Annotated in this window: 20 protein-coding genes; 8 read left to right on the forward strand and 12 right to left on the reverse strand. The window is 62.8% G+C overall.

Annotated elements, in window-relative coordinates:
* Positions 1–52: 52 nt before the first annotated feature.
* Positions 53–256 (reverse strand): PspC domain-containing protein, encoded by a 204-nt coding sequence (locus ACWF6P_RS11340; RefSeq protein WP_003941534.1) that lies wholly within the window; start codon positions 254–256, stop codon positions 53–55.
* A 145-nt stretch (positions 257–401) separates the two neighbouring features.
* On the opposite strand from ACWF6P_RS11340, the gene ppk2 reads away from it, so the two are divergent.
* Positions 402–1,316: a polyphosphate kinase 2 gene (gene ppk2 / locus ACWF6P_RS11345; RefSeq protein WP_007733731.1), complete on the forward strand. Its 915-nt coding sequence runs from the start codon at positions 402–404 to the stop codon at positions 1,314–1,316.
* Positions 1,317–1,367: 51 nt separating this feature from the next.
* A complete protein-coding gene (locus ACWF6P_RS11350) occupies positions 1,368–2,201 on the forward strand; it encodes an alpha/beta hydrolase family protein (RefSeq protein WP_054827775.1) in 834 nt (277 codons plus the stop codon).
* A 4-nt stretch (positions 2,202–2,205) separates the two neighbouring features.
* Here ACWF6P_RS11350 and ACWF6P_RS11355 read toward each other — a convergent pair whose 3' ends face one another.
* The 3 genes from ACWF6P_RS11355 to ACWF6P_RS11365 all read right to left on the reverse strand — a co-directional run bounded on the left by ACWF6P_RS11355 (position 2,206) and on the right by ACWF6P_RS11365 (position 6,662).
* The gene (locus ACWF6P_RS11355) at positions 2,206–4,257 is read right to left on the reverse strand and encodes a prolyl oligopeptidase family serine peptidase (RefSeq protein ID WP_452621079.1); all 2,052 of its coding nucleotides are present in this window, start codon (positions 4,255–4,257) and stop codon (positions 2,206–2,208) included.
* A gap of 84 nt (positions 4,258–4,341) precedes the next feature.
* Entirely contained in the window at positions 4,342–5,358 is a 1,017-nt protein-coding gene (locus ACWF6P_RS11360) for an alpha/beta hydrolase (RefSeq protein WP_452621080.1), read from the reverse strand.
* 254 nt (positions 5,359–5,612) lie between these two features.
* On the reverse strand, positions 5,613–6,662 hold the full coding sequence (locus ACWF6P_RS11365) for an alpha/beta hydrolase (protein WP_021343370.1): 1,050 nt from the start codon (positions 6,660–6,662) through the stop codon (positions 5,613–5,615).
* Between the two features lie 296 nt (positions 6,663–6,958).
* Between ACWF6P_RS11365 and ACWF6P_RS11370 the strand changes: the two genes are divergently transcribed.
* From ACWF6P_RS11370 to ACWF6P_RS11380, 3 genes are all read left to right on the forward strand, one after another.
* Positions 6,959–7,882, forward strand: coding sequence for a dipeptidase (locus tag ACWF6P_RS11370; protein WP_452621236.1), 924 nt, complete (start codon positions 6,959–6,961; stop codon positions 7,880–7,882).
* Positions 7,883–7,931: 49 nt separating this feature from the next.
* Complete coding sequence (lpdA, locus tag ACWF6P_RS11375) at positions 7,932–9,335, forward strand: dihydrolipoyl dehydrogenase (protein ID WP_003941477.1); 1,404 nt, start codon at positions 7,932–7,934, stop codon at positions 9,333–9,335.
* A 183-nt stretch (positions 9,336–9,518) separates the two neighbouring features.
* Entirely contained in the window at positions 9,519–10,511 is a 993-nt protein-coding gene (locus tag ACWF6P_RS11380; RefSeq protein ID WP_378537403.1) for an iron-siderophore ABC transporter substrate-binding protein, read from the forward strand.
* Here the strand turns inward: ACWF6P_RS11380 and ACWF6P_RS11385 are convergent.
* Positions 10,487–10,936 (reverse strand): winged helix-turn-helix transcriptional regulator, encoded by a 450-nt coding sequence (locus ACWF6P_RS11385; RefSeq protein WP_452621081.1) that lies wholly within the window; start codon positions 10,934–10,936, stop codon positions 10,487–10,489. The two genes, ACWF6P_RS11380 and ACWF6P_RS11385, sit on opposite strands and share 25 nt — an antisense overlap.
* Positions 10,937–11,054: 118 nt before the next feature.
* Between ACWF6P_RS11385 and ACWF6P_RS11390 the strand changes: the two genes are divergently transcribed.
* Positions 11,055–11,906: an SDR family oxidoreductase gene (locus tag ACWF6P_RS11390; protein WP_452621082.1), complete on the forward strand. Its 852-nt coding sequence runs from the start codon at positions 11,055–11,057 to the stop codon at positions 11,904–11,906.
* Between the two features lie 51 nt (positions 11,907–11,957).
* Here ACWF6P_RS11390 and ACWF6P_RS11395 read toward each other — a convergent pair whose 3' ends face one another.
* Entirely contained in the window at positions 11,958–13,559 is a 1,602-nt protein-coding gene (locus ACWF6P_RS11395) for an MFS transporter (RefSeq protein WP_452621083.1), read from the reverse strand.
* Between the two features lie 68 nt (positions 13,560–13,627).
* Between ACWF6P_RS11395 and ACWF6P_RS11400 the strand changes: the two genes are divergently transcribed.
* Positions 13,628–14,203 (forward strand): TetR family transcriptional regulator, encoded by a 576-nt coding sequence (locus ACWF6P_RS11400; RefSeq protein ID WP_003941498.1) that lies wholly within the window; start codon positions 13,628–13,630, stop codon positions 14,201–14,203.
* Between the two features lie 3 nt (positions 14,204–14,206).
* Here ACWF6P_RS11400 and atzF read toward each other — a convergent pair whose 3' ends face one another.
* From atzF to ACWF6P_RS11430, 6 genes are all read right to left on the reverse strand, one after another.
* The gene (gene atzF / locus ACWF6P_RS11405) at positions 14,207–15,973 is read right to left on the reverse strand and encodes an allophanate hydrolase (protein WP_452621084.1); all 1,767 of its coding nucleotides are present in this window, start codon (positions 15,971–15,973) and stop codon (positions 14,207–14,209) included.
* A complete protein-coding gene (locus ACWF6P_RS11410; protein ID WP_378637980.1) occupies positions 15,933–16,634 on the reverse strand; it encodes a GntR family transcriptional regulator in 702 nt (233 codons plus the stop codon). Before ACWF6P_RS11410 ends, atzF begins: the two co-directional genes overlap by 41 nt.
* 76 nt (positions 16,635–16,710) lie before the next feature.
* Positions 16,711–17,244, reverse strand: coding sequence for a carboxymuconolactone decarboxylase family protein (locus ACWF6P_RS11415; protein WP_452621085.1), 534 nt, complete (start codon positions 17,242–17,244; stop codon positions 16,711–16,713).
* Positions 17,241–18,047: an SDR family NAD(P)-dependent oxidoreductase gene (locus ACWF6P_RS11420; protein ID WP_452621086.1), complete on the reverse strand. Its 807-nt coding sequence runs from the start codon at positions 18,045–18,047 to the stop codon at positions 17,241–17,243. The genes ACWF6P_RS11415 and ACWF6P_RS11420 overlap by 4 nt, the downstream gene beginning before the upstream one ends.
* A gap of 96 nt (positions 18,048–18,143) precedes the next feature.
* Entirely contained in the window at positions 18,144–19,364 is a 1,221-nt protein-coding gene (locus ACWF6P_RS11425) for an MFS transporter (RefSeq protein ID WP_452621087.1), read from the reverse strand.
* Positions 19,365–19,373: 9 nt separating this feature from the next.
* On the reverse strand, positions 19,374–20,363 hold the full coding sequence (locus tag ACWF6P_RS11430) for an LLM class flavin-dependent oxidoreductase (RefSeq protein WP_452621088.1): 990 nt from the start codon (positions 20,361–20,363) through the stop codon (positions 19,374–19,376).
* Positions 20,364–20,590: 227 nt separating this feature from the next.
* On the opposite strand from ACWF6P_RS11430, the gene ACWF6P_RS11435 reads away from it, so the two are divergent.
* Positions 20,591–21,220, forward strand: coding sequence for a SipW-dependent-type signal peptide-containing protein (locus tag ACWF6P_RS11435; RefSeq protein ID WP_378447074.1), 630 nt, complete (start codon positions 20,591–20,593; stop codon positions 21,218–21,220).
* Positions 21,221–21,240: the final 20 nt, after the last annotated feature.

Below are 21,240 nucleotides of genomic sequence, written 5' to 3' on the forward strand. Positions count from 1 at the left end.
CGAAATACGTTTTGTCGGCGCGTAATTCTCGCCATGTCAAGTGCCGGAATTCTCAACCTAACGGCATGAGCATCCAGGCGGCGAGATATACCAAAGCCGCGGTTCCGCCCGTGCAAATAGCGGCGATAACGGCGAGTAGACGAACAAGATTGACGTCGGCGCCGAAGTAATCTGCAATTCCGCCGCACACTCCGGCGAACATTTTCTTGTCGTTGGAACGGGTGAAGGGGCGAGGTGTGTTGCTTTCGAATGTCATGCTTCAATTCTGAAGCGAGATGGCGCCGCGCACCATCGGGGACGACCCCCATCTGCACCCTGATCTTTTGAGACCGCCGTGTCATACCCTGGTAGTTCATCCCAGCGTCACCGAACGGTTGCTGCGGGAGACTAACTTGTCGGCGGTGACCGATTTAGCAGAACGCCGACCGTTCCTCAGCGCCTTCGCGGATCTCTCGACCGCCGTCGATCTGGCCGACACCGCAGCCTTCACCGTCGACGACAACGACGACGACGATCCGGTGCTGCTGACGTCGCCGGACGGTTTCGAGGTCGACACCTGGCGGGAGGGCTACCCGTACGACGCACGGATGCCTCGGGACGAGTACGAAATGTCCAAGCGTCTGCTGCAGATCGAACTCCTCAAGCTGCAGAACTGGTCGAAGGAAACCGGCGCACGGCACGCCATCGTGTTCGAAGGACGCGACGCTGCCGGCAAGGGCGGAACGATCAAACGATTCATGGAGCACCTCAATCCTCGTGGCGCACGGGTCGTGGCGCTGGAGAAGCCGTCGGCCCGCGAGTCGACGCAGTGGTACTTCCAGCGCTATGTGCAGCACCTTCCCGCCGCCGGGGAACTGGTGATGTTCGATCGGTCTTGGTACAACCGGGCCGGGGTCGAGCGGGTCATGGGTTTCTGCACCGACGAGGAGCACGAGCGTTTTCTGCGCCAGGTGCCGTTGTTCGAGCAGATGCTCGTCGACGACGGCATCAGCTTGATCAAGTTCTGGTTCTCGGTTTCACCGCTGGAGCAGCGCACGCGGTTCGCGATCAGACAGGTCGATCCGGTGCGGCAGTGGAAGCTTTCGCCGATGGACATCGCTTCGCTGGACAAGTGGGATGCGTACACGGCGGCGAAGGAAGAGATGATCCGGTTCACCGATACCGCTACCGCTCCGTGGACCGTCATCAAGAGCAACGACAAGAAACGCGCGCGGATAAACGCGATGCGTCACGTGCTCAGTCAGTTCGATTACGACAACAAGGATTACGAGATCGTGGGTACTCCGGATCCGCTGATCGTGGGCAGCCTCGAATAGTCGGCGCGTGTGCTCTGCCCATCCGCGGCGTGGGTGGTTAGTGTGAGTTGAATGGAGACCGTACCGATCCAACTCCCCGACGGCACCGTGACCCCGATCCGTCTGTTTCCCGGACCGAACGACGACGCACCCGTGGTGGTGATGTTGCCAGGGCTCGGAGTTCCCGCCGGGTTCTACGATCCGGTGGCGCAGGCCCTGGTCGAAGCCGGCTTCAATGCGGCCATCGGTGAACTGCGTGGCCAAGGTGACAGCAAACCGCGCCCGAGCGCGTCGAGTGCTTTCGGATATCAGGAACTGGTCTCGATCGATTGTCCGGCGACGTTCGAGGTGGTGCGTGAGCGGTTTCCGGCCAGCACACCATTTCTGATGGGGCACAGCATGGGCGGCCAGATCGGGGTCATGTACGCGTCGAGGATTCGGGGGCGGCTCGGCGGTTTGATCCTGGTTGCGTCCGGATCGCCGTATCACCGCGGATTCCCCGGAATCCGTGCGCCCGGACTCTATCTGGGTTCGTCCGCGATGTCGGTGACAGCCAACATTGCCGGCTTCTGGCCGGGAGACCGGGTCAACGTCGGCGGCTTCGGTCGACAGTCGAAAGTACTGATCACCGATTGGGCACGGTTCGCCAGGACCGGTCGCATGGAACCCATCGGTGCGGATATCGACTACGAGGAGCGGATCGCACGCCTGACCCTGCCGGTTCTGTCGATCACGATCGAAGGGGACGATCTCGCTCCGCGCCGGTCCGCAAAGAACCTGGTGGACAAGCTCTCCGGGGCCCAAGTGACGATGACGCACATCGACGAACCACTCGGTCACAACGGTTGGATACGCAATCCCACCGCTGTGAGCGAGCGCGTCGTCGCGTGGTTGCGCGACCGCTGAAAGATCAGCCGAGTTTCTGCCAGAGGAACTCGTAGGTCAGCGCGGTCTTGAAGGCCAGCTGAGCATTGTCCGCGGCGCCGCCGTGGCCACCCTCGATGTTCTCGAAATACAGCACCGGCTTGCCCAGCTCTTCCAGCCGTGCGGCCATCTTGCGGGCGTGCGCGGGGTGGACGCGGTCGTCGCGGGTGGACGTCGCGATCAGGATCGGGGGGTACGACGCGGCGGCGTCGATGTTCTGATACGGCGAGTACTCCGAGATGAATGCCCACTCCTCCGGGATATCGGGGTCACCGTATTCGGCCATCCACGAAGCGCCGGTCAGTAGGAGATGGAATCGGCGCATATCCAGCAGCGGGACCTGGCAGACGATGGCGCCGAAGAGTTCGGGGTATTTGGTCAGCATGATGCCCATCAGCAGGCCGCCGTTACTTCCGCCCTGAGCTGCCAGAAGATCTGGGCTCGTGATTCCGCGATCGACGAGGTCTCTCGCGACGGCAGCAAAGTCTTCGTGCACCTTGTGGCGCCCGGCCTTGAGAACCTGTGTGTGCCAACCGGGTCCGTACTCGCCGCCGCCACGAATGTTCGCAACTACATAGGTGCCGCCCTGCGTCAGCCAGGCACGGCCCAGAGAACCGCTGTACGACGGCGTCAGCGAGATCTCGAATCCGCCGTACCCGTAGAGCAGGGTGGGGCCGGGCTCGCTACGCGGACTGCGCACCACGAAGTACGGAACCTGGGTGCCGTCGGCAGAGGTGGCGAAGAACTGCTCCGTGGTGATTCCCTCGGCGTCGAAGAACGAGGGAGCCTGCTTGAGGGCAGTGGGTTCGGTTTCGCCGATCACGCCGTGCAAAAGAGTTGCAGGGGAGGTGTATCCACTCGAGTTGACGAAGTATTCGTTGCTGACATCGGGGTCGGTGTCGAGAATTTCAATACTGGTCAGTTCTGGAAGCCCGTCGAAAGGCCGGTCCTCCCAGCCGTTTTCGCCCGGCGTCAGGATTCGCAGCGTCGTGCGCACGTCGGTCAGGACCACCAGAATCAGATGATCGCGTGTCCAGGTGTAGTGCTCGAGCGAGGAATGTGCGTCGGGTTCGAAGATCGATGTCAGTGCTCGTGAGCCGGCAACGAAATCGTGGTAACGGATGGCAAGCAGTGCGCCGGTCGGATATTCGGTGTCCTCGACGGCCCACACGGACTTGGTGCGGATCAACAACCACTCGTGGTGAATCGAGATACCGGCGTCCTCGGGGACGTCTACGAGCACCAGTTCACCGTCTGGGCGAACTTCGAAATGCTGAGAGTTGTAGAAATCGACCGAGCGAGTGACGAAGTCCCGTTCGAACCCGGGCGTCGGATCGTGCGAAGCCGAGATGGCCACGTCGGTGGTCTGGCCCTCGTAGACGGTCTCGGCGCTGGAGATCGGAGTGCCGCGCTTCCACCGTTGGGCGAGACGGGGATATCCGGAATCGGTGAGCGACCCTGGTCCGATATCCGTTCCGACGTAGACGGTGTCGATGTCGATCCAGTCGATGTCGGATTTGGCCTCGGGAAGGTAGAAGCCGGGATTCTCGCCCTCGGGAGCGAGGAACTCGCGCTTGTCGATGTCGAACTCGCGAACGACCGCCGCGTCTGCCCCACCGCGGGAGAGGCTGATCAATGCACGGTTGCGGTGTGGCCGTAGAAGTTGCGTGCCCTTCCAGACCCAGTTCTCGCCCTCGGCCTCGGCCAGGGCGTCGAGGTCGACGAGGACGTCCCATTCCTGGTCGTCGGTGACGTACTGATCGAACGTCGTGCGTCGCCACAATCCGCGAACGTGGGTGCTGTCGCGCCAGAAGTTGTAGAGGAACTCACCTCGACGGCGGACGTAGGGAATTCGCGCGTCGGTATCGAGGATCTCGCGCACGTCGCTCTGCAGTCGATCGAAGCGCTCGTTGTCGGTGAGCTGCCCCTCGGTCACGGCATTGTGCTGACGGACCCAATCGAGTGCAGACTCACCGGTCACGTCTTCGAGCCAGAGGTAGGGGTCGTGGCCGGTGGTGGGCTGCTGATCGGAAGTCATACGTCCATTCTTACTGTTCGCTCCCGACAGCACTCGACCCCGCTCCCGAAACACTGGAGCGGGGTCGAGTGAGAACGAATCGGGTCAGACGCCCAGGGAGTGAGCGAGCATCGGCCAGGAGTTGTGGAGATCGTCCTGCCAGTAGCCCCACGAGTGGGTGCCGGTCGGCTTGAAGTCGAAGGTGGCCGGGATCTTCAGGTCGCTCAGGCGGTAGGCGAGGTTGTGGGTGCAGTAGTTGACCGCTGCCTCGATGATGCCGCCGACGATCGCCTGGTTGGCGAGCGCACCGACCTGACCGTTGATCGCGGGGTTGGCGAGAGTGTCGTGTGGGCCGGGGAGTCCCGAGCCGGTGGAGACGTAGAGCTCGGTGCCGCGGAGCTTCTCGGCGTTGAGGACCGGATCATTGTCCTTCCAGCCCTGTCCGTCGAGCGGGCCCCACATGTTGGTGATGTCAGCTCCGCCGCGGGTACCTGTGACAAGTTCGATCGCACTCTGACCGACGGGAGTACTGGTCTCGGCGCATCCGCTGTACGCGCCGACGCCCTTGTAGAGGCCGGGAGCTGCGATGGCGAGGTTGAGGACCGACGTGGCGGTCATGGAGATCGCGGAGATCGACTGGACCTTGTTGGTGTTGAACTCGGCGTCGATGACGGGCGGGAGTTCCTGGGTCAGGAACGTCTGCCACTTCTGGCGACCGAGAACCGGGTCGTCGTTCACCCAGTCGGTGTAGTAGCTGAATGCGCCTTCGAGTGGAGTGACAACGTTGACGTTCTTGTCCTGGAAGAAGTTCATGACGTCGGTCTTGCGTTGCCAGGTCGCCGAGTCTTCGCCGCCGCCTGCACCGTTGAGCAGGTAGAGCGTCGGGCGGGGTTCGCTGCCATCCGCGGGGAGGATGACCTCGAGCGGGATGTTGCGATCCATCGCCGGGGAGAAGACCGAGATGGTGACCTTGCGGTCGCCGGTCTTGGTGTTGCTCACAACGTGCGATCCGGACGTGTCACCGCCCGCAGATGCCGTCGCCGGACCGACCAGCATCGGCAGCACCGTTGCCACTGCGAGAGCTGCGATCACACTGCCACGCTTGAAAATTCGAGCACGCATACGTTCGGATCCTCCACCTGAATGTCTTCGGATCCGGAGCGGATCGAAGTGCCTGTGAGCCCTTACTGGAACAGGTTCACTTTTGTTATGTGTCAGTAAAGCAGAGCGGCAGCAGAAAGTGACGCGATTTGCTTGCCTGACAATTGAATTGGCCGCCGAAATAACCCTCGAATTAACCCTCGAACTGGCCCTGAAAAGAACTCGACCCCGCTCCCGGAAGTGCGGGGAGCGGGGTCGAGCTGAAACGATTTCGGTCAGATGCCCATCGAACGAGCGAGCATCGGCCAGGAGTTGTGGAGATCGTCTTCCCAGTAGCCCCACGAGTGGGTGCCGGTCGGCTTGAAGTCGAAGGTGGCCGGGATCTTGAGATCGTTGAGGCGGTAGGCGAGGTTGTGGGTGCAGTAGTTGACTGCTGCCTCGATGACGCCGCCGACGATCACCTGGTTGGCGAGTGTGCCGACCTGTCCGTTGATCGCCTCGTTGTTCAGGGTGTCGTGCGGGCCGGGGAGTCCGGAGCCGGTGGAGATGAAGAGTTCAGTGCCGCGGAGCTTCTCGGCGTTGACGACGGGGTCGTTGTCGATCCAGCCCTGGCCGTCGAGGGGGCCCCACATGTTGGTCACGTCAGCGTCGCCGCGCATGCCCACAACCAGTTCGATGGAGGACTGGCCGACGGGGGTGCTGGTCTCGGCGCATCCGCTGTACGCGCCGACGCCCTTGTAGAGACCCGGCGCTGCGATGGCGAGGTTGAGGACCGAGGTCGCGGTCATCGAGATAGCGGAGATCGACTGGACGCCGTTGGTGTTGAACTCGGCGTCGATGACGGGCGGGAGTTCCTGCGTCAGGAACGTCTGCCACTTCTGACGGCCGAGAGACGGGTCGTCGTTCACCCAGTCGGTGTAGTAGCTGAATGCACCTTCGAGTGGGGTGACGACGTTGACGTTCTTGTCGGCGAAGAACTCATTGACGTCGGTCTGGCGCTGCCAGGTCGCCCGGTCTTCGCCGCCGCCTGCACCGTTGAGCAGGTAAAGCGTGGGGCGGGGTTCGCTGCCGTCTGCTGGGAGGATGACCTCGAGCGGAATGTCGCGTCCCATGGAAGGTGAGTACACCTTGATGGTGGCGATGCGCCCGTTGTCCGTGCGGCTCGAGAGCTTGGAACCCGTTGTGTTTGCCTTGGCAACAGTTGCCGTGGTGGTCGACGGATCTCCGCCTGCGGACGACACTGCAGGGCTGATCAGCATCGGCAGCACGGATACTGCGGCTACAGCGGCGACCAGACGGCCACGCTTGAAAGTGCGAGCACGCATACGTTCAGAAACCTCCACCTAAAATTCCTTCGAATCCGCCCAGGAGTGAACGGTCCTTTGTTGCTGTTCCCGTACGGGAATTCATGCTGTTTACATGCCGTGTCGATAGATACAGGGCCTGTGAGTCTTGTAAGTTCTACCTCATCGGTGCGTTATCCGCCAGTGAACCAGAGATTTGCTGAACGTACGACCAGTTTCAGGTGAATTTCCCTGATCATCGACGGGATTAGTGAGTGAACCGGACATTTCCACTTTGGGAACAACACTGTTGCCTTCCACTGCAGTCGAACGCGTCCATCGATGATCTTCTCCGATATCAGCGCCCAGCGGGGAGTTACGTTTCGGTGAACGTCGGATACTCGCCGCAGACTCGCGCGGATTCGACGGCAATGGCCAAGAGTTTCGGGTGGCAGGCGCGGGTCGAGTTTCCGGAGATAACCCCCGTCTTCACCGTCGACGACGTCGTCGAGGTGCAGGAGTCCGGTGGAATTGCCCTGGCCTTCGACCTGGAGGACTCGAATCCGCTCGAGGGGGATCCGGGCAACGTCTCGTACTTCTACGACCTCGGGGTTCGCTCGATGCTGCCGACCTACAACTACATGAACGCCGCTGGTTGTGGCTGCCTGGACCTGGCGGACACGGGGTTGAGCGGCTACGGCCGTGACCTGGTTGCGGAGATGAATCGCGTCGGAATGACGGTCGACGGCTCACATTGTTCGGTACAGACGGGGTTGGACATCTCAGCTATCACCCAGCGAGCAATGATCTACAGCCACTCGAACCTCCGAAGGTTGTGGGAGCATCCGCGCAACATCACCGACGATCAGGCCAGAGCATGTGCGGAGACCGGCGGCGTCATCGGGATCAACGGCGTGGGCATATTCCTCGGCGTCAACGGACCGGATGACGACCAGGCTCGGCTGTCCGCGATGGCCGACCACGTCGAAGAGGCTGTCGGACTCGTCGGCATCGGTCATGTCGGGATCGGCTCCGACTTCTCGTTCGACGCGGAGGACTTCCGCGAAGAGATCGAACAGAACCCGTCGTCGTTCTCCGAGGCGTACACCGCGTGGGGGCCACTGCAGTGGACTCCTCCGGAGGACGTGCTGACACTTGATCAGGTATTGCGTGACCGGGGGTTCGACGAGCCGTCGATCGAGGCTGTGTACGGCGGAAATTTCGCCCGAGTTGCCCGAGAAGTGTGGGCTACCGACGGGTAATGCGACCATCTGGGGACAGCGAAACGATGCAGGACTACCCTGGTGAATCGTGACCTCACACTATGACGTCGTTGTCCTCGGAGCCGGCCCCGGTGGGTACGTCGCTGCTATCCGCGCGGCACAACTGGGCCTGAGCACCGCCATCATCGAGCAGAAGTACTGGGGCGGTGTATGCCTGAATGTCGGCTGCATTCCGTCCAAGGCGCTTCTCCGTAACGCCGAACTCGCGCATATCTTCACAAAAGAAGCGAAGACGTTCGGCATGTCCGGAGACGTGTCCTTCGATTTCGGCTCCGCTTTCGATCGCAGCCGCAAGGTCGCGGACGGGCGAGTCAAGGGCATTCACTTCTTGATGAAGAAGAACAAGATCCCGGAGTACGACGGCAAGGGCACGTTCGTCGACGCCAACACCATCAGCGTGGAGCTGAGCAAGGGCGGCACCGAGACGATCACGTTCGACAACGCGATCATCGCGACGGGTTCGTACACCAAGCTGCTGCCCGGCACCTCGCTGAGCGAGAACGTCGTGACCTACGAAGAGCAGATCCTCACCCGTGACCTTCCGGGTTCGATCCTCATCGTCGGTGCCGGCGCGATCGGCATGGAGTTCGGTTACGTCCTCAAGAACTACGGCGTCGACGTCACGATCGTCGAGTTCCTCGATCGGGCACTGCCCAACGAGGACGCCGACGTCTCGAAGGAAATCGCCAAGCAGTACAAGAAGCTCGGCGTCACCATCAAGACCGGTGCCGCTGTGCAGTCCATCAGCGACGACGGCAGCAAGGTCACCGTCTCGATCAAGGACAACAAGTCCGGCGAGATCGAGACCGTGGTCGTCGACAAGGTTCTGCAGTCCGTCGGCTTCGCACCGCGGGTGGAGGGCTTCGGCCTCGAGAACACCGGTGTCGCATTGACCGATCGCGGCGCCATCGCGATCGACGATTACATGCGCACCAACGTTCCGCACATCTTCGCGATCGGTGACGTCACTGCCAAGCTGCAGCTCGCGCACGTCGCGGAAGCTCAGGCTGTCGTCGCTGCCGAGACCATCGGCGGCGCCGAGACGCAGACACTCGGTGACTACCGCATGATGCCGCGTGCGACGTTCTGCCAGCCGCAGGTCGCCTCTTTCGGTTTGACCGAGGAGCAGGCCAAGGCCGAGGGCTACGACGTCAAGGTCGCGAACTTCCCGTTCGCCGCCAACGGCAAGGCGCACGGTCTCGGTGACCCGACCGGTTTCGTCAAGCTGATCGCCGACAAGAAGTACGGCGAACTGCTCGGTGGACACCTCATCGGACCGGACGTTTCGGAACTGCTGCCCGAGCTGACCTTGGCCCAGAAGTGGGACCTCACGGTCAACGAGTTGGCACGCAACGTCCACACCCACCCCACACTCAGTGAGGCACTGCAGGAAGCGATTCACGGCCTCGCAGGCCACATGATCAACTTCTGACGGCAGGGCCTTCGGCCCCGTGCGCCTTTTCGGTAGTTCGCACTACCGGAAAGGCACACGGGGTTTTTCGTCTTTTGTGTCGAGTTGTGTTGCGAAAGCGCCATCTGAGGCCTTCGAGTCGGGGTGTAGGCGCGCAACGCATTAGCGTCCCGAGTCGACCATCCGGCTTTCGAAGGACCACTCATGAAAACTCGTTCCGTACTGCTCGCGGCTTGCGTCGCGCTGACGCTCTCCGCCTGTGGAACCTCAGGTGACTCCGGATCGGACGCCGAAGCTTCGGGTGCCGCCGAGGCGGGGGCGTTCCCCGTGACCGTCGACCACGCCTACGGTTCGACGACGATCGACGCGGAGCCTATGCGCATCGTGACCATCGGATGGAGTGGCCAGGATTCGGTGATCGCACTGAACAAGGTTCCGGTCGCCATGGAGAGCTTCTCCGGCGACGGCATCGAGAACAACATCCTGCCCTGGGACGCTTCGCGTCTGAACGGTGCCAAGCCTGTTCTCATGACGACCAATCCCGATATCCCTTTCGAGCAGATCCTCGGGCTCGATCCCGACGTGATCCTCGCCGTCTACTCCGGCATCGACGAGGGCGAGTACAAGCGCCTCAGTGACATCGCGCCGACCGTCGCGTTCCCCGACCAGCCGTGGGATACGGCGTGGGACAAGCAGATGAGCATGATCGGCGCAGCGCTCGGACAGCCGGCGCAGGCTCAGACGCTGATCGACGAGACCGGGGCGTACTTCGAGAAGCAGGCCGCTGATCACCCGCAGTTCCAAGGCAAAACCGCCACGTATGCAATGCGCACCGACGAGGGCCTGATCGTCTTCTGCGGCACCGACCCGCGGATCCGTCTTCTCGGCCAGCTCGGGGTGAAGACCTCGCCCGGTGTCGACGCAGTGTGCACTTCCGGCGACAGTTCGGTGTCCGTGGGGATGGAATCGATCGACACACTCGACGCCGACGTCTTCATTCTCGTCGACGCCGACGGCACCAACCTGGACAAGCTCATGTCCTTCGGTCCGTTCGCGAACATGACCTCGGTGTCGAACGGCCGTCTGGTTCGCCTGGTCGGAATGGACTACGCGATGGCTACATCTGCTCCGACCGTGCTGAGCGTTCCTTACGCATTCGACGAGTTCATCGCTCAGCTCTCGGACAAGTTGAGCTGATTCCGAGCGTCGTACGACGCTTGTGACGCAACGATTTTCGGCACCTGCGATTCGAGTAATTCGATCAGGGCCGTGATCTTGGCGGCCACGTCGGCGCCGAGTTCGGTCAGGCTGTATTCCACCTTGGGTGGGATGGTTTCGAGTACCTCACGGTGCACGAGGCCATCCCGCTCGAGTGTTTGCAGCGTCTGCGAGAGCATGCGCTCGCTGACTCCGTCGACGCGTCGGCGCAGGGCACTGAACCGGTACGGGCCCTCGTTCAGTGCTGCCAATGCGAGTGCGCCCCAGCGTCCGGTTGCATTCTGCAATGCAGCCCGAGAGTTGCATCCCCGAGCGAAGACGTCAGCCTCGAGCGTGGGGTCCACGACGTCGGCATTCGGATCAGGAATCTGGGCAGCACGTGAAGGTGAGTCGGTGCTGGTCATGTACCCAGGTTACTACTGCACGATCCCATAGCGCTAACTCAAAGTGTTGCACTTACGAAAAATAAGTGCATGATGGTTGCAGAACGCATTTGCATTTCAACCTGGATCGGGAGTTCGCATGAGCATCGCAGTCACCGGCGCAACCGGAAATCTCGGACAACTTGTTGTCGAGTCGCTGATCGAGCGGGGTACCGCCGCATCCGACATCGTCGTAGTGGTCCGCAATCCTCAGAAGGCGGAAAGCCTCGCCGCCCGCGGAGTAGTCGTACGCCAAGCCGACTACGCCGATGCCTCGGCGTTGGAAACCGCATTGGCGGGCGTCGACAAGCTGGTTCTGATCTCGGGAAGTGAAGTGGGGTCACGGCTCGCGCAACACACCAACATCATCGACGCGGCGAAGGCTGCCGGCGTCGGATTCATTGCCTACACGAGCATCTTGAATGCTCAGGACACGCCGATGAAGCTTGCTGCCGAGCACAAGGCGACCGAGGACGTACTCACTCGGAGCGGTATTCCGTTCGCACTGCTGCGCAACGGTTGGTACTGGGAGAACTTCACCAACGACCTGGCCGGTGTGATCGAACGCGGCGCACTCGTCGGTGCGGGAGCCGACGGAAAGATTGCCGCTGCAGCGCGGGCGGATTACGCCGACGCCGCCGCAGTAGTCGCGACCACCGATGGTCACGAGGGCGCCGTGTACGAGTTGGGCGGTGACGAGAGGCTCACCTACGCCGAATTTGCCGAGAAGATCAGCGAGTTTGCCGGCAAGCCTGTCGCGTACCAGTTCGTGAGCGAGGACGCTTACAAGGGGATTCTCGAGAGCGTCGGCCTGCCTGCCCCGGTCGCAGAGATTCTCGCGGATTCCGATGCTGCAATTGCCAAGGGGGCGTTGGACACCGAGTCGGGTGACCTGCAGAAGTTGATCGGACGCAGCAGCACTCCGGTGGCTGAGGTGTTGAAGCAGGCCTAACCTGCTGTGCGCCTTTATTAACCGCGGGCGGTTAATAAAGGCGCACAGGGGTTACCCCATGTGGACTGCACCCTCGGCGGGCAGATCACCCTTCTTGGCGCGGACCAGTACCAGCACAACCGGTGCGATGATCGCCAACAGGATTGCCGCCCAACCGAATGCGGCCGAGTATCCGGATACCTCGGCGCCGAAGAAGTAGTCCGTCATCGAGGCGACGAAGTCCTGCACCGGCTGGGGGAGTAGTGCCAATTGGTCGCCGGTCGGGATGGTCGCGTTCGACATGTCGACGGGCATGCCTTCGGGCGGCGTCGGCATTGCGTTGTCTGCACTGAAGGCGGACTTCGCCGAAGCGTAGATCGTGGTGAACAGTGCGGTGCCGAGCGCGCCGCCGATCTGCAGGGTGGCGTTGACCAGGGCACTGGCAGCGCCGGCGTCGTGGTCGGGAACGCCGATCAGTGCGAGGTTCTGCATCGGCACCATCAGCAGGCCGAGTCCGAAGCCGAAGATCGCGAGGCCGGGGAACACGTGCGTCCAGTAGGAGCTGTGTACCTCGATCTGGGTCAGCATGAGCAGTCCTACCGCTGCCACCAGTGGGCCGGCGACCATGAGCGGCTTGGGGCCGATCTTGGTGGACAACTGCGCTGCGATGGTCGACGCCAAGACGATGAAGAACGCCATCGGCAGCGATCCGACGCCGGCCATGACCGGGCTGAATCCGAGCACGATCTGCAGGTAGAACGTCAGGTACAACGTGCCGCCGAGCAGGGCGGCGCCCACCAGCATGGAGCCGATCAGAGCAGCGCCGCGATCGCGATGCCACGGAACGCTCAGCGGTAGAAGCGGATTCTTGCTGCGGCTCTCGACGACCACGAAGATCGCGAGGAAGACCAGACCCAGTGCGATGAACAGCAAAGTGTCCGCCTGACCCCAGCCGTGCTCGGCGCGTGTGAATCCGTAGACCAGTGAGCCGAGCCCCAGGGCGATGAGGACAGCGCCGGGAAGGTCGTAGCTCGTGTCGCCGTGCGCTTTGGTTTCCTTGACGATCGGGACGGCTGCAGCGATGGCGATCAGCGCGATCGGGATGTTGACGAGCAGGCACCAACGCCAGTCGACGTACTGCGTCAGCACTCCACCGAGGAGCAGGCCGATGGCAGCGCCACCGCCGGAGATCGCGCCGTAGACGGCAAAAGCCTTGGCGCGCTCCTTCTCTCCGATGAAGGTGGTGGTGAGCATCGACAGCGCAGCGGGCGCGAGCAATGCTGCGAAGACGCCCTGGCCGGCGCGAGCGATGAACAGTTCGATACCGCTCTGCGCGATGCCGCCGATGCCGGAGGCAACCGCGAAGCCCGCCATGCCGACGATGAAGGATCGCTTTCGGCCCCAGTAGTCGGCGATACGTCCGCCGAGGAGCAGCAGCGCACCGAACGCCAAGGCGTACGACGTGACCACCCACGCGCGGTCAAGGTCGCTGATGCCCAGTTCCTCCTGGGCTGCCGGTAGGGCGATGGAAACGATGGTGCCGTCGAGCACCACCATGAGTTGAGCGAACGCGACGATGCAGAGCACCAGCCAGCGACGTTGATGATTCGGATTCTCGGAGACAGCCGGGATCGGTGGCAGAGTGCCGCCGTCGACGTGGGACGTGGTGGTCATTGGAAAAAGGTATTCCAGCCTTCTCGGGTGAGTCAAACGAAATAGTTCGTTCGGTTACCATCATCACTATGGCTCCCACTGACGTGACCGCGACGAAACAGCGAATCCTCGACGCTGCGCAAGAAGAATTCGGCACCTACGGGCTTGCCGGTGCGCGCATCGATCGGATTGCGAAGAACGGAAACGCCAGTAAGGAGCGCCTCTACGCCTATTTCGGTGACAAGGTCGCGTTGTTCCACGCGGTGCTCGACGTCGACTTCGAGCAGGCGATGGAATCCGTCGAGTTCACCGGTGAAGACATGCCCGCGCATGCCGTCGAACTGTTCGACGCAATGCTCGGCAAACCACAGATTCAACGGATGATGATCTGGGGTCAATTGCAGGGTGAGGCACCACGGATGAAGAAGCTGGCCGAGGAACATTCCAGCTGGGTTCCGCGAATGGCCACGATCCGCAAGGCTCAAGAAGACGGCCTCATCTCGAAGCACTGGGACCCCCAGGACCTGATCACGATGCTGTTCGGCCTCGTGTTCGGCTGGGTGGTGGCCCCCGGTGTGGCCGACAACCAGAACGTCGACGCCGACGAGATCGCGCGCCGCCGTGAAGTGGTGCGCGAGGCCGTCACTCGAATCTGCAAGCCGTGACTGTCAGCGAGAGAGGTACGCGGCCCAACCGCCGTAGCCGGTGATGTCAGCTGCGCCGTTTACGGCGTCATGAGTGCAGCTGAAACCGACTGTCGTTCTGCCGTCGGATAACTCGACGCTCGTGAGCGCCATCGGTGCAGGCAAGGCGGCGAGGAACGTTCCCAGACCTGCCGGTGAGATCCGGAAGATCTCGCCGACGACCGGTGCGCCAAGGCCGGGACCGCGGCGCACCAGGCCGGGCTTCGGTGGCGTCGTGTCGAGAGCGAAGAGTCGGTAGGCATCCGAGGTCGTGACGGTTTCGACATACCGTGCGCCGAGGTCGACCAACTGTGTGTTGAGGGGTTGCCCGCGCAGGTGAGCGCCGAACACTGCGAGGTCGATGCCGGTGTTCACGAGGGTGGGTGAAGGCACACCACCGAGTCGCGCAGCGAGGTCGATCGCGATCTGATCGTCGAACGCGGGTACGACGAACATGACGCCGAACGGGTGGCCTTCGGGAGTGCGGTGCCCGGGCGCCGCGACGGCTGCCATGTCGAGCAGGTTGCAGAAGTTTGTGAAAGTTCCCATCCGGCGGTTGATTCCGATCGGATCCTCGGTCACTGCGGCGATGGTCGGATGTTCGGTGGTGGTCGGAAGCAGTAGGGCATCGAACCCGGCGAGGAGTGCCCGTGCAGCAGCCTTGGCACGGGTGAGCGCATCGAGATCGTCGACCAACTGGTACCCGGCGGGGTGCTTCGCGCCGAGCACGATGTCGGACACCGCGGGATCGGCTCCGGCAGGGCGGGTTTCGAGGAACTCGCCGGCCGCTGCATATCGCTGCGCCACCACGGCGCCGTCGTAGAGCAATCGGGCCGCATCGAGCAATCCGGAGATGTCGACCGTCTCGGTCTCGGCACCGCCCGCTACCAGAGCCGCCGCGGTGTCCTGGAACGCTGCCAGATACGACGGGCTCAGTTGCGCCAGATCCTCGATTCGGGGCACGGCGACACGGGGATTCGGCGCCGCTGCGAGACGAACATCCGAAGGCCAGACTCGGCTGCGGGGATCGCGCGGTTCGCGGCCGACCATGATTGCCGCTGCCGCGGTTGCCGATTCGAGATCGCCGGCAAATACCGTCACAGCGTCGTAGTCGACGCAGGCGCGTACGACTCCGTGGACGGGGATGACGCCGAGCGAAAGCTTGAGTCCGTAGATTCCGTGGAACGCTGCCGGGACTCGGCCGGAACCGGCAGTGTCGGTGCCGATTCCGATGTCTGCAATCCCCAGTGCGACAGCGACGGCGGATCCGGAACTACTACCACCCGAGATCAACTCTTCGTTCCAGGCGCAGCGAACGGCTCCGTACGGGCTCCGCGTTCCGACCAGTCCGGTGGCGAACTGGTCCAGATTGGTCTTCCCCAGAACAACAGCGCCGCGCTCGATCAACCGCGCAACGGCACTGGCTGTTTCATCCGGCGCATACGCGAATTCGGGGCACGCCGCTGTGGTCGACAGACCGACGACGTCGACGTTGTCCTTGACGGCGACCAGACTCCCGGCCAGGGGAAGCTGTTCGCCTGCGGCGAGTCTGGCCTCGACCGAGGCGGCGTCGGCAAGCACATCGTCCTTGCTGCGCAACGTGATCCAGACTTCGGGGCGATCGACCTCCTCGATCCGGTGGAAAGCCTGCTCGACCCGGGCAGTCGGGGTGGAAACTTCTGCTGCGACGGTCATGTGTGTACTGCTCCGATCAGTCCGTGATGTGGGCGAGTGAGAGCGCGGTGATCGCACGGGTCACCCGGTCGAGGACGACGTCGAGAGACTCGCCGATGTGTTGGTGCAAAAGAGTGCGGGCCTCGGGCAGGTTGCCGGCAAGTAGTTGTTCGAGGATGCGAATGTGCTCCGCGATCGAGGTATCGATGCGGCCGTTGACCATGAAGTCGTACATCCGAACGTGCCGGATACGGGAATTCACCGACAGCAGCGACGCGACCAGTTCATTGTTTCCCGACGCCCTCAGCACGGCGACGTGGAATTCCTCGTCGAGTTCGACGAACCCCGGTTCCTGAGCGGGCGGATCGAGAGCCAGGGCACGCCACCGCACCAATTCGTCGTCGAGGATTGTTCGGTCGTGCCGGATCGTCGGATCTGCGATCGCCCGGGTAATTCCTTGTAGTTCCAGAGTGATTCGGAGTTCATACAGATCTCGGATCCGCGGGATGCTCGGGCGCACGGCGGAGAACCCGTACTCTTCCCGGCGCAGGAGTCCATCGGCGCACAGCATCGTCAACGCTTCCCGTACTGGTGTGCGAGAAATGCCGAAACGCGCGGAGAGTTTCGGTTCCGTCAGGCGCTGATCGAACCCGATAGTCCCGTTGACCAGTTCGGTGCGTAGTTCCCGGTAGACCACCTCACGCAGTGGCTCCGGCGCCGTATTCATCCCTGTCGACATACCTGTATACGCTATTGATCAGGTGTTTCGTCCAGATGTCTTCGGGTTAGAGCTGAGTTACGGCCGCCGCGGAACTTCAGGAGAAGTCGCGCTGAACCCGCAAGGTTCCGATCGTGGTGGCCAGGCCGTCGTACTGAGTGACCAGCAAGGTGAATTCGATCAACCGACGATCGTCGAGATGCTGCGAGAGCGTTCCCCACGTGTCGTCGGTGACGTCCTTGGTGGTGACCAACTCGTCGACCGCAGTCAAGATCGCACGGTGACGCGGACTCAACTCGGAAGCGCCAGGGCCCTCGATGATTCGGGCCAGTTCTTCTGCGTCGATTCCGGCTTTGCGGCCGAGCCTTATGTGGTGATCCATCTCGTAACCGCAGTCCCGCAGGTGCGCGACTCGCAGGATGATCAGTTCGGTGTCGTGCCGAGAGATCTTGCCGCCGGGCATGAGTGAGCCGGAGTAGTGCAGCCAACCGCGGAAGAGTCCGCCCGTGCGCCCCAAGGTGCTGAACAGATGCGCATCGGGTGCTCCGGCAGCCTTCGACAGGACACGCCAGATTCCCCAGTTGATCGGACCGAGGTCCTTGAATCGGCCGGGCGAGATGCGGGGGTTCATGCGACTCCACGGATATGAGAGGGACGGAGGTCGATAGCTCGTTGCGCGATGTGGCGAACCGCGGCGCTGCGGCGGGGCGCGTGTACGCGCGACTTTCGGCCGACGATACCGCGCTCGAACGCGTCGACGGCGTCAGCGACGGTCGTGGTGCCGGCGCTGGCGAGAGTTCCGCGTGCTCCGTCGAACGACAAAGCGGTGGTGTCGGTGTCAATGTCGCCGATGTACGCGACGCCCACCTTGGTGCCGAGGTGTTTCATTTCCAAGCGCAACGCGTCACCCAAGGCTTCGACGCCGGCGCGCGAAGCACCGAACGGTCCGCGAAGCGGATGCTTGGCGGCGCCGTGAGCCGAGGTGACCACCAGGGCGTAACCGTTTTCGTGACTGATGTGCGGACCGGCTGCGCGCAGGGTGTAGTACGTGCCCATGAGATTGACTTCGACGGCGCGGCGCATGTCCGCAGGGTCGCCGCCGAGGATCGAGGAGTTCGCCTCGACACCGGCATTGGCGACGACGACGTCGATGCCTCCCAGCTTCTCAGCGATGTAGTCAACGCCGCGAGATACCTGCGCGAGGTCGGCGACGTCGCACAACTGCCAGGGCGCGCGGCCGCAGGAGGTGGCGACTTGTTCGAGAAGTTCCGGCTCGAGTCCGAGGAGTCCGACGGATGCACCGCGGTCGTAGAGGCGTCTGGCCAGCGAAGAACCGATATTGCGGGCGGCACCGGTGATCAGGATGCGCCGACCCGTCAGGTCGTCCGCGCTGCTCTTGGCCGATTCGGCCTTGCCCGCCTCGCTCTTGCCCATTGCTGTGTCCCTACGCAGTTACTTTCCGGTCCTCCGACGCTAACACCGCCGGGTAGCTGCGACTGCAAGTACCGCCAACTCTGTCCGAATGGACGCTCAGACCGATGCGGCTTCGAGACGCGGATGTGACGAGGAAGCCTGTGTCGACCGCAATCGGCGGAATCGGATCACGGCAACGGCGGCGGCTACAGCGGCGAGGATCACCACCGGCAGTGACGGGCCCATCGTGGGTTCGATGACGACCAGCAGCACCGGTAGTCCGAATCCGAGATAGGTGCCGACGTAGAAGATCCCGGTCAGGGCGCCCCGCGAGGCTGGGGGAGCCAGCGACTCGAGATCGAGTAGGCCTTCACGCAGGCACAGTCCGTAGGCCGTACCGAGGACGAGCGCGCAGACGATGAACAACCCGAGCGCGGGGTGTGCGCCGCCGACCGCGACAAGAAGGTATCCGAGCGCCGCCAGTGCGGCGCCGACCGTGCCGGCCTGGGGACCCCAATTGCGATGGCGCGCAGCGGTTTGAACCAGGATCCCGGCACCGAGAGTCAACGCCGCGGCGAAACCAGGAAGGAGCGGGCCGGAGTAGCGGTCACCGAGCCTGGCCGTCATGGTCACGAAAGACACAGTTGCGCTGGCGAACACCCACGGAGCCAACGGAAGTGCCCAGAACAGAGCAGATGCGACGGAGCGCTCCGCGCCGTCTGGTGCAGATGCGACGGAGCGCTCCGCGCCGTCTGGGACGGGTGTGATGGTCGCGTCCTCTACGGGAACAGGTGTACGACTCCATACAACTGCCGCGGTAACCGAACCCACCGACAAGACGGCCGAGACGACAAAGGGCGTAACGAGCGGGAAAGCGGTAAATTGCGCCAACAGACCCGAAAACAGCGGTCCCAGTGCAAAACCCGAGGTAAGTACGACGCCCGCCATCACGGTGCCGGACTTGCCGCGAAGGTCGGCCGCCCACGCGGTACCGGCGCCGATCGCCAGACCGGCACCGACGCCGACGACAAGGCGTCCGACCATGAGTCCCGGCGCGTCGTGCCAGAGAAGAAGAATCAAGGTTCCGAGCGAGGCTATGAGCGCTCCGGGCAGGACAACGACAGCTCGACCGACGCGGTCCGACACAGCTCCACCGGTCAACAGGCCGGGCAGCAGCCCGAGCGCGTAGATGCCGAAAACACCGTCGAGCACGGTGTGCGAGAGGCCCTCGTCCACCCGGAGAACCGGGATGAGCGAGGCAAAGTGGTTGGCGGCCCAACCCGTCGAAAGCAGAACGGCCAGTACCGAGATGAACCCGCGACGGGAAGGATCGCCCATGCCGGCAGCTTAGGCGGGCACCAGATCGCTCACGTCGGCGAGGAGTTCGAACGTGCGCAACCATGCCTCGCGGTTGGTGCCGGTCGACACCGTGATCAGCTCGTCGGCCTGTGCATGCTCGGTGAACTCGTCGAGGTAAGCGCGGACCTCCGTGGGCGTGCCGATGGCGCTGTACTTCGTCATCTGCAGAACCTGCTGACCCGCGGGGGAGTCGAGCAGCATGTCCGCCTCGTCGTCCGTGAACTTGCGTCCGCGTCCGAGAAGAAGGCTGACGCGCGAACGCTTGGCAGCGAGGAAGTCCTGCTGAGCTTGCTCATGCGTGTCGGCGGCGATGACGTTGACGCCGGCGATGACGTACGGCTCTGCCAACTGCTCCGACGGCTTGAACTCGCGGCGGTAGATCGCAACGGCATCGCGCAGGGCGTTGGGGGCGAAGTGCGAGGCAAATGCATACGGCAGGCCGAGCATCGCGGCGAGCTTGGCGCCGAACAGTGACGATCCGAGAATGTAGAGCGGAACGTGAGTGCCCTTGCCGGGAACGGCGTTGATTCCGGGGACGCGTGAGGTGTCGCCGAGGTAGCCCTGAAGCTCGAGTACGTCCTGCGGGAAGCTGTCCGAAGAACTCGGGTCGCGTCGCAAAGCCTGCATCGTCTTCTGATCACTACCGGGTGCGCGGCCGAGCCCGAGATCGATACGACCCGGGTGCAGAGTCTCGAGGGTGCCGAACTGCTCGGCGATCGTCAGCGGCGCGTGGTTGGGGAGCATGATCCCACCGGCGGCGAGGCGGATTTTGCTGGTGTGCGCGGCGACGTGGCTGATCAGAACACTCGTAGCCGAAGACGCGATGGAACCCATGTTGTGGTGCTCGGCGTACCAGATTCGCTTGTAGCCCCACTCCTCGGCACGCTGCGCCAAGGTCACGCTGGCGTCGAAGCTGTCTTTGGCGGTTTCGTTGTCGCCGATGTGGGCGAGATCGAGAATGGAAAGTGGGACGGCCATGAATGTGGTGCCTTTCTCAGCGAATAGAACGCAAGTGTCGTTGGAAGGTGCAACCATCTGGCCGGCTTTCCTATTTCCGCCTGGTCAGCGCCCACGGAGGGCGGCGAGGCGGAGAAGGCGTGAAGTCTTTGTCTCGATTTCGGTCATTTCGGATATTTCGGGTGAAATTGGGGGCTAGATTTCCCGAATCGGAGGTTCTTTCGCATTCCAAGTGAATCGAGACCAGCATGGCCACTGATCGGAAGGCTGTAAACAAGCGCAAAGTACGTGCGTTACTAGCCGGAGGACTTGTCCTCGGTATCGGCGCCGCCGTCACCTTGGCGGCGTGGACAGATAACGTTTTCGGCGACGCACAGTTCAAGACCGGAACTTGGAATCTCCAGGGCAGTTTCGACGGGCAGACCTCCTGGGGTGAGTATCAAGTCGACGCTTCCGCCGGCCACTTCCAATTCAGCACGGGATTCAACACACTCTCACCCGGAACGACGGTATATGCGCCGGTAGCGCTACGGATCGGTCCCACGGCCAGCACTTTCGGCGCGACGGTACAACTACTCGGTGCGACGGGCGGTGATGCCGATCTCAAACCCGCCCTGCGGTACTCGGTGTATCGAGGTGTCTCCTCGACGACCTGCACGGCGGCGGGAATTGGAGCAGGCACAGCATGGGTGGGCACGACAGCTAGTCCGGTGGCCTTGACGGCAGGTTCGGGTTCGGATGTCACCCTGCTAGGCACGGGTGTGCCGGTAGAACTGTGCTTCGCGGTCACGCTGCCTGCCGGAGTCGACCCTTCGATCGTGTCGGGCAAGGACACCGGGCGCTTGCTCTGGCAGTTCACCGGCCAGTCCACCCCCTGACGCCTGCGTGGTCACACGGC

This window comes from Rhodococcus sp. NPDC055024 (assembly GCF_053608585.1).